The 13,969-nt window shown below is 72.5% G+C and carries 13 protein-coding genes; 6 read left to right on the top strand and 7 right to left on the bottom strand.

What is annotated here, in order from left to right:
- Window positions 1-135: 135 nt before the first annotated feature.
- From groL to L2C96_RS38345, 3 genes are all read right to left on the bottom strand, one after another.
- Window positions 136-1,752 (bottom strand): chaperonin GroEL, encoded by a 1,617-nt coding sequence (gene groL / locus L2C96_RS38355; protein WP_017986679.1) that lies wholly within the window; start codon window positions 1,750-1,752, stop codon window positions 136-138.
- A gap of 77 nt (window positions 1,753-1,829) precedes the next feature.
- Window positions 1,830-2,123 carry a co-chaperone GroES gene (groES, locus tag L2C96_RS38350; protein WP_026153773.1) on the bottom strand — a complete coding sequence of 98 codons (294 nt, stop codon included), beginning with the start codon at window positions 2,121-2,123 and terminating at the stop codon, window positions 1,830-1,832.
- 468 nt (window positions 2,124-2,591) lie between these two features.
- On the bottom strand, window positions 2,592-3,443 hold the full coding sequence (locus L2C96_RS38345) for an NADP-dependent oxidoreductase (RefSeq protein ID WP_237339611.1): 852 nt from the start codon (window positions 3,441-3,443) through the stop codon (window positions 2,592-2,594).
- A gap of 67 nt (window positions 3,444-3,510) precedes the next feature.
- On the opposite strand from L2C96_RS38345, the gene L2C96_RS38340 reads away from it, so the two are divergent.
- The 3 genes from L2C96_RS38340 (at window position 3,511) to L2C96_RS38330 (ending at window position 6,455) form a co-directional block, all read left to right on the top strand.
- Window positions 3,511-3,894, top strand: a complete 384-nt coding sequence (locus L2C96_RS38340) for a winged helix-turn-helix transcriptional regulator (protein WP_020420029.1) — start codon at window positions 3,511-3,513, stop codon at window positions 3,892-3,894.
- Between the two features lie 352 nt (window positions 3,895-4,246).
- On the top strand, window positions 4,247-6,142 hold the full coding sequence (locus L2C96_RS38335; RefSeq protein ID WP_237339610.1) for an N-acetylmuramoyl-L-alanine amidase: 1,896 nt from the start codon (window positions 4,247-4,249) through the stop codon (window positions 6,140-6,142).
- Between the two features lie 25 nt (window positions 6,143-6,167).
- Window positions 6,168-6,455 (top strand): hypothetical protein, encoded by a 288-nt coding sequence (locus L2C96_RS38330; RefSeq protein ID WP_237339609.1) that lies wholly within the window; start codon window positions 6,168-6,170, stop codon window positions 6,453-6,455.
- Window positions 6,456-6,602: 147 nt separating this feature from the next.
- Here the strand turns inward: L2C96_RS38330 and tsaD are convergent, their stop codons facing one another.
- From tsaD to L2C96_RS38310, 4 genes are all read right to left on the bottom strand, one after another.
- Window positions 6,603-7,649 (bottom strand): tRNA (adenosine(37)-N6)-threonylcarbamoyltransferase complex transferase subunit TsaD, encoded by a 1,047-nt coding sequence (tsaD, locus tag L2C96_RS38325; RefSeq protein WP_237339608.1) that lies wholly within the window; start codon window positions 7,647-7,649, stop codon window positions 6,603-6,605.
- Window positions 7,649-8,119, bottom strand: coding sequence for a ribosomal protein S18-alanine N-acetyltransferase (gene rimI / locus L2C96_RS38320; RefSeq protein WP_020420025.1), 471 nt, complete (start codon window positions 8,117-8,119; stop codon window positions 7,649-7,651). Before rimI ends, tsaD begins: the two co-directional genes overlap by 1 nt.
- Window positions 8,116-8,769 carry a tRNA (adenosine(37)-N6)-threonylcarbamoyltransferase complex dimerization subunit type 1 TsaB gene (gene tsaB / locus L2C96_RS38315; protein WP_237339607.1) on the bottom strand — a complete coding sequence of 218 codons (654 nt, stop codon included), beginning with the start codon at window positions 8,767-8,769 and terminating at the stop codon, window positions 8,116-8,118. Before tsaB ends, rimI begins: the two co-directional genes overlap by 4 nt.
- 269 nt (window positions 8,770-9,038) lie before the next feature.
- Window positions 9,039-9,740 carry a FadR/GntR family transcriptional regulator gene (locus L2C96_RS38310; protein WP_237339606.1) on the bottom strand — a complete coding sequence of 234 codons (702 nt, stop codon included), beginning with the start codon at window positions 9,738-9,740 and terminating at the stop codon, window positions 9,039-9,041.
- 94 nt (window positions 9,741-9,834) lie between these two features.
- Here L2C96_RS38310 and L2C96_RS38305 point away from each other — a divergent pair, with 94 nt between their 5' ends.
- Genes L2C96_RS38305 through L2C96_RS38295 form a run of 3 tightly spaced genes read left to right on the top strand, consistent with a single transcriptional unit; the run spans window position 9,835 to window position 13,904 of the window.
- Window positions 9,835-11,133 carry an SLC13 family permease gene (locus L2C96_RS38305; protein WP_020420022.1) on the top strand — a complete coding sequence of 433 codons (1,299 nt, stop codon included), beginning with the start codon at window positions 9,835-9,837 and terminating at the stop codon, window positions 11,131-11,133.
- Between the two features lie 16 nt (window positions 11,134-11,149).
- Window positions 11,150-12,589: an acyl-CoA synthetase gene (locus L2C96_RS38300; RefSeq protein ID WP_020420021.1), complete on the top strand. Its 1,440-nt coding sequence runs from the start codon at window positions 11,150-11,152 to the stop codon at window positions 12,587-12,589.
- Window positions 12,582-13,904: a carboxyl transferase domain-containing protein gene (locus tag L2C96_RS38295; protein ID WP_237339605.1), complete on the top strand. Its 1,323-nt coding sequence runs from the start codon at window positions 12,582-12,584 to the stop codon at window positions 13,902-13,904. Before L2C96_RS38300 ends, L2C96_RS38295 begins: the two co-directional genes overlap by 8 nt.
- Window positions 13,905-13,969: the final 65 nt, after the last annotated feature.

Raw genomic sequence — 13,969 nt, 5'->3', positions numbered from 1 at the left:
GATCGGGTTGCGGGAGAGGGGTGGCTCGGGGGGGTTGGTGCGTCGCGTTGCCGGGTGGTGGTTGTGGTTGTGGTGCTGGAAAAGAAAAGAAGGGCCCCCGCCTTTGGCGGGGGCCCTCTTGGTGCTTGTCGTTGGCTAGTGCGCGTGGCCGTGGCCGTGGCCGGTGTTCTCGGGCTCCTCGACCGGCTTGTCCACCACGGTGCTCTCCGTGGTCAGGACGAGACGGGCGATGGAGGCCGCGTTCGCGACCGCGGAGCGGGTCACCTTCACCGGGTCGACGATGCCGGCCTGCAGCAGGTCGGTGATCTCGCCGGTGGCGGCGTTGAAGCCGTAGCCCCAGCCCTGCTCCTGCACCTTGGACACGATGACCGGGCCCTCGTAGCCGGCGTTCGCGGCGATCCAGTTCAGCGGCGCGGTCAGGGCGTCCCGCACGATGCGGACACCCGTGGCCTCGTCGCCGGTCAGGCCGAGGTCGCCCTCGAGCTCCTTGACCGCGTGCACGATCGCCGAACCACCGCCGGGCACGATGCCCTCCTCGACGGCCGCCTTGGTCGAAGCCACGGCGTCCTCGATGCGGTGCTTGCGCTCGTTCAGCTCGGTCTCGGTGGCCGCGCCGACCTTGATCACCGCGACGCCGCCGCCGAGCTTCGCCAGCCGCTCCTGCAGCTTCTCGCGGTCCCAGTCGGAGTCGGTGGTCTCGATCTCCTTGCGGATCTGCGCGATGCGGGCCTCGATGTCGGCCTTGGTGCCTGCACCGTCGACGATCGTCGTGTTGTCCTTGGTGATCTCGATGCGCCGGGCGGTGCCCAGCGAGTCGAGGCCGATCTCGGACAGCTTCAGGCCGACCTCCGAGGAGATGACCTGCGCGCCGGTGACGACGGCCAGGTCGTCCAGGAACGCCTTGCGGCGGTCACCGAAGAACGGGGCCTTCACCGCGACCGCGACGAGGGTCTTGCGCAGGGCGTTGACCACCAGGGTGGACAGCGCCTCGCCCTCGACGTCCTCGGCGATGATCAGCAGCGGCTTCTTCGACTCCGCGACCTTCTCCAGGATCGGCAGCAGGTCGGCCAGCGCCGAAATCTTCTCGCGGTGCAGCAGCACGTAGGCGTTCTCGAGGATCGCCCGCTGCTCCTCCGGGTCGGTCGCGAAGTGCGCCGACAGGTAGCCCTTGTCGAACTGCACACCCTCGGTGATCTCGAGTTCGGTGGCCAGCGTGGAGGACTCCTCCACGGTGATCACACCGTCCTCGCCGACCCGCTCCACGGCCTCGCCGAGCAGGGCGCCGATGGTGGCGTCACGCGAGGTGACCGTGCCGACCTGGGCGATGTTGTCGCGGCCCTTGACCGGGGTGGCCTTGGACTTGAGCACCTCGATGACCTTCTCCGCGGCCGCCTCGATGCCCTTGCCGAGGCCGGCCGGGTTGGCGCCGGCGGCCACGTTGCGGAGGCCGACCTTCACCAGAGACTGCGCCAGCACGGTGGCCGTGGTGGTGCCGTCGCCGGCGACGTCGTTGGTCTTGGTGGCTACGTTCTTGGCCAGCTGGGCACCCAGGTTCTCGAACGGGTCCTCCAGCTCGATCTCCCGCGCGACGGTGACGCCGTCGAGGGTGATCGTGGGGCCGCCGAACTTCTTGTCCAGCACGACGTGGCGACCGCGCGGGCCGAGGGTGACCTTGACCGCGTCGGCGAGCTTGTTGACGCCGCGCTCGAGGGCTCGACGAGCGTCCTCGTCGAAGTTGATCTGCTTGGGCATGGAAGTCCTCTCAGACAGCAGAACGCCCCGTCCCCGGCTTTCCAGCGGGGCCCGGGGCGTTCACCGCAGCGCCTGTGTCAGTTGACGACAGCCAGCACGTCGCGAGCGGACAGGATCAGGTAGTCCTCACCGTTGTACTTGACCTCGGTGCCGCCGTACTTGGAGTAGATGACGACGTCGCCGACGTTGACGTCGACGGGGATGCGGTTCCCCTTGTCGTCGACGCGGCCCGGGCCAACGGCCAGAACCTTGCCCTCCTGGGGCTTCTCCTTGGCGGTGTCGGGGATGACGAGGCCGGACGCGGTCGTCTCCTCGGCCTCGCTCGTCTGGACAACGATCTTGTCCTCGAGCGGTTTGATGTTCACGCTCACCGGGTTGACCTCCACGGGTCGTCGAAAGCGTTGGCAGGTACTTACTTGGTTTCGGCGCCTACCACCCCCGCCGTCGCGGGTGCCGGGGCGTGTGCGGTGCCTTCGATTAGCACTCTAGCCACGGGAGTGCTAGCCGCGCAAGGAGGGTCCCCCGGTGTGGCTGCCACCCCTTGTCAAGGTGCTTGACCGGGCACTTTGCCGGCCCCGTCGCAGCGGCAGCCGTCGGGCGCGGCACACGTCGTCACGTAGCGATATCGCCATCTCACTCGTTGAGCGGTGTTGACTTCCGACCCCGCTGCCTACCTTGGGAAACGGCCCGGACACGACTGGAAGGAATGGTGTTCCCATGGGTGGTTGCAGCTGTTGCAGCTCGTGCAGTGGCCCCGGATGCGGTTGCTGCGGAGGCTGCTAGCACCGGCCTTGACCTGAACGGCCCCGGGACCCCGATGGCGCGGTCCCGGGGCCGTTCTACGGAACCAGCACGATCTTCCCGCGCACCCGCCCGCTCTCGCTCAGCTCGTGCGCCTTCGCGGCGTCCGCCAGCGGCAGGACCTGCGAGACGTGGACCCGCACGTCCGCGGCCCGCGCCAGCTCCGCGGCCGACGGCTGCACGTGGAACCGCCGGTAGCGCGGGTCGTCCGCCCCGTCGTCGCCCTGGGCGTCGATCAGCACGCCGCCGGGGTTCAGCACCCGCAGCGACCGCGAGCCGTACTCGCCGCCGACCAGGTCGAACACCACGTCCACATCGGACACGGCCGTGGTGAAGTCGACCGCGGCGTGGTCGATCAGCTCGTCCGCGCCGAGTGCCCGCAGGAACTCGTGGTTGACCGCCCGGGCGGTGCCGATCACGTGCGCGCCCCTGGCCTTCGCCACCTGCACCGCCACGTGCCCGACCCCGCCGGCCGCGGCGTGGATCAGGACGCGCTGACCAGCACGGACATCGGCGAGCGCCTGGGAGGCGGTCAGGACCGCGGTCGGCAGCGCGGCGGCGTCGACGTGGTCCAGGGCCGCCGGCTTCGGGGCCAGCGCGTCGCGGGGCACGGCCACGTACTCGGCGTAGGCGCCCCAGCGCGACATCACCAGCCCGAACACCTCCTCGCCGGTCTCCTCGACCACGCCCGAGAAGTCCAGGCCGAGCCGGAACGGCGGCACGATCCCGAACCCCTCCACCAGCCCCCGCCGCAGCTTCCAGTCGGCCGCGTTCACCCCCACCGCGTGCACCCGCACCAGCACCTCGCCCGGCCCGGGCACCGGCCGCGGCGCATCGACGAATTCCAGGACCTCGGGGCCACCCAGGGCCCGCACATCAACAGCTTTCACACCGGAGATCGTCGTGCGCGGTGGTATCGGTTGTGAAGAAGGCACCTTCCTGATATCCAGGTACCTCGTGGATACCGTCCAGTCCTACCTCCGCGCCTGCCCCGCCCGCACGGTGCTCGACGCGCTGGCCAACAAGTGGACGCTGCTGGTGCTGAGCTTCCTGCGCCGCAGCGACGGCCCCGTGCGCTTCAACGAGTTGCGCCGCCGGCTGGAGGGCATCACCCAGAAGTCGCTCACCCAGACGCTGCGCGCGCTCGAACGCGACGGCCTGGTCGACCGGGCCGTCTACCCGACCGTGCCGCCCCGCGTCGAGTACTCGCTGACCGCCCTCGGCACGCAGGTCGGCGACATGTTCAACGTGCTGGGCGAGTGGGCAGAGGAGCACGTCGGCGAGATCCTCGCGGCGCGCGAGGCCTTCGACAACCGCCCCGCCCCGGAACCGGTGCGCTGACCGGAACCGCTGTCACCCACAGGGCGTCGTACGCCCCGTGGCGCACCGAGGTGGTGCAGCGGGCCCAGGAGAGGCGTGCCGATGACGTACTCACCGCAGCCGGGCCAGTCCTACGGGCCGTAGCCCGGCGCCCGGCGGTACCCGCAGCAGCAGGGCCCGTTCCCGCCCGGCGGCGGTCACCCCCAGCCCTTCCCGCGCGGCGGTGGGTACCCGCCTCCATCGATCGCGACGGTTCGCGGCCGGGCTGTCGCCGGTGCCTGAAAGACCTGGCAGGGGCGCGCATGTGATCGGGTAGTTCCCAACCCCCTTGCCACTGTGTAGTTTCCTGGCTACACCAGCCTGGGAGGGCAGCATGCCGATCACCCGCCGCAACGCTTTGCGCGCGATCGCCGCCGGCACCGCCGGCGTGGCCGTGGTGGCCGCGCCCGGTGCTGCCGCCGCCACGACTTCCGCCCGTCAGCGGGCGTTCGCCGCCGCGGCGGCGGAGTTCGGGGTCCCGGAGCCCGTGCTGCTCGGCGTCTCGTACCTGAAGTCCCGGTGGGACTCGCACGGCGGCGCGCCGAGCACCGGCGCCGGTTTCGGCCCGATGCACCTGACCGACCTGCGCGCGATCGCCGCCGGGGGCAGCCACCACGACAAGGGCGAGGACCCGCGTGGCGACTCGGCGCGCGGCGAGCTGCGGCCGCACACGTCGGACGCGCTGCAGACCGTGGACCTCGCCGCCAGGCTCACCGGCGTGGACGCCGCGACGCTCCGGACGGACCCGGTGCAGAACATCCGCGGTGGCGCGGCGGTTCTGGCCCACTACCAACGGGAACTCGGCGCCCGCGCCGACGTGCCCGCCGACTGGTACGGCGCGGTCGCCCGCTACTCCGGCGCTTCGGACACCGGGACCGCGACGTTCTTCGCCGACGAGGTGTTCTCGACCATCACCGCAGGCGCGAGCCGGACCACCGACGACGGGCAGGCCGTCGCGCTGCCCGCGACGCCGGTTTCGCCGCGGCGCGAGCAGGTCCGCGCGCTCGGGCTGTCCACGGTCGCGGAGGGCGCGGCCGAAGCCCCGCCCGGGCTGCCCGTCGAGTGGATCCCGGCGCCCTACCAGGACCTCGGCGGCGGCAACTACGGCAACTACGACAAGGCCGAGCGGCCCAACTCGCAGCAGATCACGCACATCGTCATCCACGACACCGAGTGCACCTACGACGCGGCGATCGGGCTCGTGCAGGACCCGACGTACCTGGCGTGGCACTACACGCTGCGCTCGACGGACGGGCACGTCGCACAGCACGTGCTGACCAAGGACGTCGGCTGGCACGCCGGGAACTGGTACTTCAACGCGAAGTCGATCGGCGTCGAGCACGAGGGGTTCGCGGCGCAGGGCACCTGGTACACCGAGGCGATGTACCGGACCTCGGCGAAGCTGGTGAAGTACCTGGCCGGGAAGTACCGGATCCCGCTGGACCGCGAGCACATCATCGGTCACGACAACGTGCCCGGCACGACCGCGGACAAGGTCGCCGGCATGCACTGGGACCCGGCGCCGTACTGGGACTGGGCGCACTACTTCGACCTGCTCGGGGCGCCGCTGAACGCGCGGCCGGTGCGGCAGCCGACGGGCCTGGTCATGGTCAAACCGGACTTCGCCACGAACCCGACGGGCTACACGGGCTGCGACACGTCGGCCCCGGGCGCCGCGTGCCCGGCGCGTGGTTCGTCGGCGCTGTTCCTGCGCACCGAACCCCGCGACGACGCGCCGTTGCTGGCGGACGTGGGCCTGCACCCCGAGGGCGGGCCCTCCACGGTGGCGATCTCGGACGTGGGCAGCCGGGTCTCGACCGGGCAGCGGTACGCGGTGGCGGAGGTCCGCGGCGACTGGACGGCGGTGTGGTTCCTCGGCCAGAAGGGGTGGCTGCGGTCGTCCGGCGTGGTGCCGGTGTTGGGGCAGGTGGTGACGCCGCGGCCGGGGCTGTCGTCGGTGCCGGTGTACGGGCGGGCGTACCCGGAGGCGGAGGCGTACCCGGAGGGGCTCACGCCGCAGGAGGTCGTGCCGCTGCAGTACACGCTGCCCGCGGGCCAGAAGTACGCGGCAGGCCCGACGCTGACTGCGGAGTACTACTCGGCGACGACCTTCGACGCGGCGCAGCACGTGGTGGTGCGCGGGAAGACGAAGTACGTGCAGGTGCAGTTCGGGCACCGGGTGGGCTTCGTCAGGCTCGACGACGTGGTGGTTTCACGCACGCGCCCGTGACGTGCGGTGAGTCTGGGGAGGAACTGTGGGGATTCGCATGGCCGCGGGCGTCGCGGTGGTCGCGGCCGGGCTGCTGGCGACGGCGTCGCCCGCGTGGGCGGGCGAGGCGGGCGCGCTGGGCGCCTGCGCGGAGCTGACCGGCAGCGGCCCCGGCTGGGCCGAGCTGCGCAACGACTGCGGGGTGGCGATCGAGGGCTCGATCGCCCTGAGCACCGGGGAGCGCCCCGCGTGCGTGCCGATCGCGCCGAGGGGGACCGGCACGGTCACCTGGGAGGGCGAAGGCGTGGCTGAGTACGCGGTCGACTGCATCTGACGGGGCCGCCCCGGCTGCCGGATCGGTGGCCGGGGCGGTCCCTCACGGCTTGCCGCAGCACACTGCCGGGCTCGCCGACGCACAGCACGGTCACGCTCGCCCCCTGACGGCGGGCGCGAGCTTCGCGCTCAAGCGCTCGGCAGTCGCTCAGAGCGAGACGATCTCCACCGGCAGCGCGGGGTTCGCGGAGAGGTCCAGCGCCGACGGCTTCTTCTCCGCCGCCACCACGTGCGCGCCCAGCGCGGCGATCATCGCGCCGTTGTCGGTGCACAGGCGCGGCCTCGGGACGCGCAGCTCGATCCCCGCGGCCTCGCACCGCTCGCGCGCCAGACTGGACAGCCGCGAGTTCGCCGCGACCCCGCCGGAGATCACCAGCGTGCCGATGCCCATCTCCGTCGCCGCGCGCACGGCCTTCGCGGTCAGCACGTCGGCCACCGCCTCCTGGAAGGACGCCGCCACGTCGTTCACCGGGATCTCCTCGCCGCGGCGCTCGGCGTTCTCCACCCACCGCGCCACCGCGGTCTTCAAGCCGGAGAACGAGAAGTCGAACTTCGCGTCCCGCGGGCCGGTCATTCCGCGCGGGAAGTCGATCGCCGTGGGGTCGCCCTCGCGCGCGGCCTTGTCGATCGGCGGGCCGCCCGGGTACGGCAGGCCGAGCACGCGGGCCACCTTGTCGTAGGCCTCACCGGCGGCGTCGTCCACAGTGGACCCGATCTCGGTGATCTCACCGGCGATGTCGTCCACCCGCAGCAGCTGCGTGTGACCGCCGGAAACCAGCATCGCCAGGCACGGCTTCGGCAACGGGCCGTGCTGCAGGGTGTCCACCGCGATGTGCCCGGCCAGGTGGTTGACGCCGTAGAGCGGGACGTCCAGCGCCGCCGCGTAGGCCTTCGCCGCCGAGACGCCCACCAGCAGCGCGCCCGCGAGCCCCGGGCCCGCGGTCACCGCGATGGCGTCCACATCGGACAGCCGGAGCCCGGCCGTGGCGAACGCGCGCTCGGCCGTCGGCCGCATGGCCTCCAGGTGAGCGCGGCTGGCGACCTCCGGCACCACTCCGCCGAACCGCGCGTGCTGCTCGACGCTCGACGCGACCTCGTCGGCGAGGAGCTCGACGGCGCCGCCGTCGTGCAGGCGCACGAGGCCGACGCCGGTCTCGTCGCAGGAGCTTTCGATGCCGAGGATGATGCGGGACATCAGCCCACCTCCTGCTTGCTCACGGCGGGGCGCATCATCGTGTACGCGTCGGCGCCGGACGGGTGGTAGTAACGCTTGCGCAGGCCGATCTGCTCGAAACCGTGCCGCCGGTACAGCTCCTGGGCGCGGTCGTTGTCGGTGCGGACCTCCAGGAACACCGGCGCGCGGACCTCGTCGGCGCGGGCGAGCAGTGCGCGCAGCAGCGCGGTGCCGATGCCCTTGCCCTGGTGAGCCGGGTCGACGCCGATGGTGTGGACGCTGGCCTCGTACTCGCCCCGGCCGCCGACGACCGCCAGGCCGGCGTAGCCGATCAGGACGTCCTCGGGGGTGTACGCGCCGAGGTAGTAGGCGCCGGAGTCCAGCTCGCTGAGGAACGCGCGGGCGCTCCACGGGTCGTCACCGGCGAAGAGGACCTTCTCGATCTCGGCGCACCGGTCCACGTCCTTGCGGCGCAGCTTGGCGAGCTTCACGCGGTGGTCACCCGCTTCCGCGCGGCGGGTTCGACGGCGTCCGGGCGGCGCAGGTAGAGCGGCGTGAGCGGGGCGGGCTCGGCTCCCGAGGTCAGCGCCTCGCGGGCCGCGGCCACCAGACCGGCGGTGCTCGGGTAGTACGGCTCGACGACCCGGGCGCCGAGCTGCTCGGCGTAAAGGCGGGCGCCGTCCCCGGCGGCGAGGCTGATCGACAGCTCGGCGGGCGCCTGGACGTGCGGGCCATCGGTGCGCAGGCCGTCCGCGTCGTAGGCCGCCCAGTACACCTCGCGGCGGCGGGCGTCGGTGACGACGTGGAACGGCTCGCCAAGGCCGGCCTGACGGGCGATCGCGTCGAGGCTGCAGACCGGGTGGACCGGGATGCCGAGCGCGTGGCCGAGCGCGGCGGCGGTGGCGAGACCGGCGCGCAGACCGGTGAACGGCCCCGGCCCGGCGCCGACGACGATCGCCGCCAGGTCCTTGAGCGCGACACCCGCTTCGCGCGCCGCGTCGAGGGCGTGCGGGGTGATGAGCTCACCGTGCGCACGCGCGTCGAGCGTCACCCGCTCGGCGAGCACGGTGGCGCTCGTGGTGAGCTCGGCGACCCCGGCGGTCACCGCGGGCGTCGACGTGTCCAGAGCCAGTACCAGCACAGCTCTCCAGGGTACGGCGTGCGCGCCGACCTGCGGTTACCGGGCCGCTTGGGTGCCGACCTCCCCCGCCCTCGATGCCTGATTGTGTTTCAGTCGCCGAGCAGGTCGACGACCAAAGATCGGCTGGGGATCGGGGGCGGGGGAGGTCTGGTCGGGGTAGTCGGTGTCGTTGCGTTGCCGGCTTGCGGTTCGTGGGGCGCGGGAAGAATGCGCAGCCGGAGGCTCGCCGTCACCGGGCGCAACCGGGCGGTGGCCGGGCGCCTTCCGGGTCAGTCCTCCGGGTCCCAGCTCAGCAGGCGCACCTCGGCGACCGTGCGGAGGTGGTCCCGCATCGCTTCGGCCGCGGTCTTCGGGTTGCGGTCGCGGATGGCGTTCGCGATGCGGATGTGCTGGTCCAGCGACCGCGGCGGGCGGCCCGGCTGGCGGAGCGACTCGTTGCGGCTTTCGGTGATCTGGTCGGCGATCGCGCCCATGAACTCGGCCAGCAGGGCGCTGTGCGCGGCCCCGGTGATCGCCGCGTGGAACCTGCGGTCACCCTCGACCCCGGCTCCCCCATCCCTGATCTCGGCCGCCATGAACTCCAGCGCCGACTCCAGCGCGGCCAGGTCCTCGTCGGTCCGGCGCACCGCCGCCAGCTCGGCCAGCTTCGTCTCCAGCGCCTCGCGTGCGTCGAGCACGTCCGGCAACCGCCGCCTGCGTTCCACCAGTCGCTCGACCGGCTCGGCGTCCAGCGCGTCCCGCACCAGGTACGTCCCGCCGCCGTGCCGGGTCTCGACCAGGCCCTGCACCTCCAGCACCACGATCGCCTGCTTCACCGACGCCCGGCTCACCCCGAGCCGCTGCGCCAGGTCCCGCTCCGCGGGCAACCGGTCGCCCGCACGCAGCCCGGCGTCGGCCGCGTAGGCCCGCAACCGCTCCAGGACCTGCTCGTACAGCCGCGGACGGACCATCGGGCTCAGCGCATCAGACACGTTCCGAAGCCTAGCCCTTGACAGGCTGAGTGGCTGAGCCGCAAAGTGGTTCAGCCACTCAGCCACTTGAATCCCAACGGCGGGAGTTCTACCGATGTCCGCTGAGCTGATCTCGATCCTCGTCCTCGCGGTCGTCTTCGTGATAGCGACGACTCGCTCGATCAACATGGGGGTGCTGTCCTTCGCGGCCGCGTTCGGCGTCGGCACGCTGGCCGCGAACATGGATGCCGACGAGATCTTCGCCGGCTTCCCCGGCGACCTGTTCGTCGTGCTCGTCGGCGTCACGTTCCTGTTCGCCATCGCCCGCGCCAACGGCACCACGGACTGGCTGGTCGACGCCGCCGTCCGGCTGGTCCGCGGCCGCGTCGCGCTGATCCCCTGGGTCACCTTCGCCATCACCGCGGTGCTCACCGCGATCGGCGCGGTCAGCCCGGCCGCGGTCGCCATCGTCGCGCCCGTCGCGCTCGGGTTCGCCGCCCAGTACGGCATCCACCCGCTGCTGATGGGCGCGATGGTCGTGCACGGCGCGCAGGCCGGCGGCTTCTCGCCCATCAGCGTCTACGGCACCATCGTCAACGGCATCGTCGAGCGCGAACGCCTCGGCGGCAGCGAGATCACGCTCTTCCTGGCCAGCTTCGTGGTCAACCTGGTGATCGCGGCCATCGTGTTCGTCCTCCTGCGCAAGCGGCAGACCATCCGCACCACCGACCGGGACCGCGAGCTCGTCGCCGCGGGCACCGGCGGCCCGCCCGCCGGCACCGGGTCGGCCGGCGTCGAAACCCGCGAGCGCATCCGCTTGAACGCACCCCGCATCGCCACGCTCGCGAGCCTGGCCGTGCTGGTCGTCGCCACGCTGGTGTTCGACCTCGACGTCGGCCTGACCGCGATGACGCTGGCCGTGGTGCTCAGCGTGATCTGGCCCGCGACCAGCAAGAAGGCCGTCGGCGAGGTCACCTGGCCCACCGTGCTGCTGATCTGCGGCGTGCTGACCTACGTCGGCGTCCTGCAGGAGATGGGCACGATCGAGTGGGCGGGCGAGGGCGTCGGCGGCATCGGCGCGCCGCTGCTCGCCGCGCTGCTGCTGTGCTACATCGGCGCGATCGTGTCGGCGTTCGCGTCGTCGGTCGGGATCATGGGCGCGCTCATCCCGCTCGCCGTGCCGTTCCTCGCGCTGGGCACGGTCGGCCCGGTCGGCATGATCTGCGCGCTCGCGGTGTCGGCCACGGTCGTCGACGTCAGCCCGTTCTCCACCAACGGCGCGCTGGTGCTGGCCAATGCCCGCGAGGTGGACCGGGACGCCTTCTTCCGGCAGTTGCTCGTCTACGGCGGCATCATGGTCGCCGTGGTACCCGCCGTCGTCTGGCTCGTGTTCATCGTGCCCGGACTCGGCTGATCTGTGAGGAGTTCACGTGCCCGAACGGTTGTTCCCGGCCCTGGCAGAGCCGCCCGAGAAGGAGGCCCTGCGCTTCGGCGAGGTCTCGCTCGACTACGCGGAACTGGCGGCGATCGCCGGTTCACTCGCGAGGGAGATCCGCGCCCAGTCACCCACGCGGGTGGCGGTGTGGGCGACGCCGACCATCCACACGAGCGTCGCCGTGGTCGCGGCGCTGCTCGCGGGTGTCCCGGCCGTCCCCGTCAACCCGAAGATCGGCGAGCGCGAACTCGACCACATCGTGAACGACAGCGCGCCGTCGCTCGTCCTCAGCGAGCCGGGCGCGAAGCTGCCGGAGCGGCTGGCGAACCTGCCGCGCCAGCAGGTCGCGCTGATCGGCAGCCCCGGTGACCTGCCCGAGGAGCCGGGCGACGAGGCGCCCGCGCTGATCGTCTACACCTCGGGCACGACCGGCCCGCCGAAGGGCGTCGTGCTGCCGCGGCGCGCCATCTCCAGCACGCTGGACGCGCTGGAGGACGCCTGGCAGTGGACCGCGGACGACGTGCTCGTGCACGCGCTGCCGCTGTTCCACGTGCACGGCCTGATCCTCGGGATCCTCGGCCCGCTGCGCCGCGGCGGCACCGTGCACCACGCGGGGAAGTTCGCCACCGACGTCATCGCCAGGGAACTGTCGACCGAGGCGACGATGATGTTCGGCGTGCCCACGATGTACCACCGCATCGCGGAGGAGGTGGGCGGCAACGCCGAGCTGGCCAAGGCGCTGAGCGGGGCGCGGCTGCTGGTGTCCGGGTCGGCCGCGCTGCCGGTGCACGACCACGAGCGCATCCGCGCGGCCACCGGGCAGCAGGTCGTGGAGCGCTACGGCATGAGCGAGACGCTGATGAACACCAGCGTCCGGGCCGACGGCGAACGCAAACCCGGCACGGTCGGGGTGCCGCTGCGCGGGGTCGAGGTGCGGCTGGTCGACGAGTCGGGCGCGGTCATCGAGACCAGTGACGGCGAAACGGTCGGCGAGATCCAGGTGCGCGGGCCGAACCTGTTCACCGAGTACCTCAACCGCCCGGACGCGACCGCGGAGGTCTTCGACGCCGGCTGGTTCCGCACCGGCGACATGGCGACCCGGGACGCCGACGGCTACTACCGGATCGTCGGGCGCAAGGCCACCGACCTGATCAAGAGCGGCGGCTACAAGATCGGCGCCGGCGAGATCGAGAACGCGCTGCTGGAGCACCCGGGCGTGGCCGAGGCCGCGGTGACCGGCGAGCCGGACCCGGACCTCGGCGAGCGGATCGTGGCGTGGATCGTGCCCGCCGGAGAGCCGCCCGCGGAGCAGGAGCTGGTCGACCACGTCGCCCGGTTGCTGTCGCCGCACAAGCGGCCGCGGGTGGTCCGGTTCCTGGATGCGTTGCCGCGCAACGACATGGGCAAGGTCATGAAGCGGGCGCTGGATGCGTGAGAGCGCCCGTGCGGTGATCGGCTCGGTGTGCTCCGGGTTCACCGAGCTGCCCGCGCCACCCAGCGCCGAGTCCGGTGTGGACGGTCCGATCGGCTGGCCCGGTTACGACTCCGCGCGTGACAGGGCCGCCGAGCGCACCGGCGAGCGGGAATCGGTGGTGTGCGGGGTCGGCAAGTTCGGCGACACCGAGGCGACCGTCATCGCGTGGGAGTTCGGGTTCCTCGGCGGCTCGCTCGGGCGGCGCACCGGCGACCGGATCGAGGCGGCGTTCGAGCGGGCGCGGGAGCTGCGGACGCCGGTCGTGTCGATGATCGCGACCGGCGGCAGCCGGATGCAGGAGGGCATGGCCGCGCTGACGCAGCTGCAGCGGATCGCCCGGCAGGCGGCGCTGACGCGGGCCGCCGGGTTGCCGCAGGTCGCGGTCGTGCGGGACCCGACGACCGGCGGCGGCTGGGCCACGCTCGGCGCCGGTTCGGACGTGGCGCTGGCCCTGCCCGGGGCGCAGGTCGGGTTCGCCGGGTCGCGGGTGCGGCCGTCCGGTGACGCGTCGGCGTACACCGCGGAGTCGCAGCTGGCGTCCGGGCACGTGGACCAGATCGTCCCGGCGGCGGAGCTGGGCGAGCGGCTGGGCCGGTGGTTGTCGTTGCTGACGGGCGCGGACGGGCGGCCGGCGCCGCCGCCATCGGCTTTGGGCGGCGATGAGCTCCCGGCGGACGGCTGGGCGGCAGTGCAGGCGGCGCGTGCTCCGTCACGGCCGCGAGCCGAGTCCTATTTGGACGCCTACTTCGAGTGGCGGGAGGACATCAGCGGCGACCGGTGCGGCGGCGTTGATCCCGGGGTGCGGTGCGGGTTCGGGATGCGCGGAGGCGTGACGGTCGCCTACGCCGCGCAGTGCGGGACCGCGACGCTGCCGTCGGGTTTCCGCACGGCGGCGCGGCTGATCCGGCTGGCCGACCGGCTGGGGATCCCGGTGCTCACCCTGGTGGACACCCCGGGCGCGGCCAACGACCCGGCGGCCGAACGGGCCGGCGCGGGCGCGGCGATCGCGGAGGTCTTCGCCGCGGTGGCCGGGGCGTCGGTGCCGGTGACGACGCTGGTGATCGGCGAGGGCGGCTCCGGGGGCGCGTTGGCGTTCGCCCACCCCGAGCGGACGTGGGTGACGCCGGACAGCTACTTCTCGGTGACGTCCCCGGAAGCGGCGGCGTCGATCCTGAAGCGCCCGCCCGAGGAGGTCCCGGCGACGGCGAACCAGCTGCGGTTGCGGCCGCAGGACCTGGTGGAGCTCGGTGTGGCGCGGGGGATCGTGGGGCGCTGAGGCCGGACTGGCTGCGGGGCTTGGCGGCAGGAGCGCGCCCGAACCGGAACTCGCGCTCGGAGCGC

The sequence above is a fragment of the Amycolatopsis tucumanensis genome (assembly GCF_021654135.1).
Classification (GTDB): domain Bacteria; phylum Actinomycetota; class Actinomycetes; order Mycobacteriales; family Pseudonocardiaceae; genus Amycolatopsis_E; species Amycolatopsis_E tucumanensis.
The sequence above is the reverse complement of the archived record's forward strand: the minus strand, read 5'-3'. Positions and strand labels throughout refer to the sequence as shown.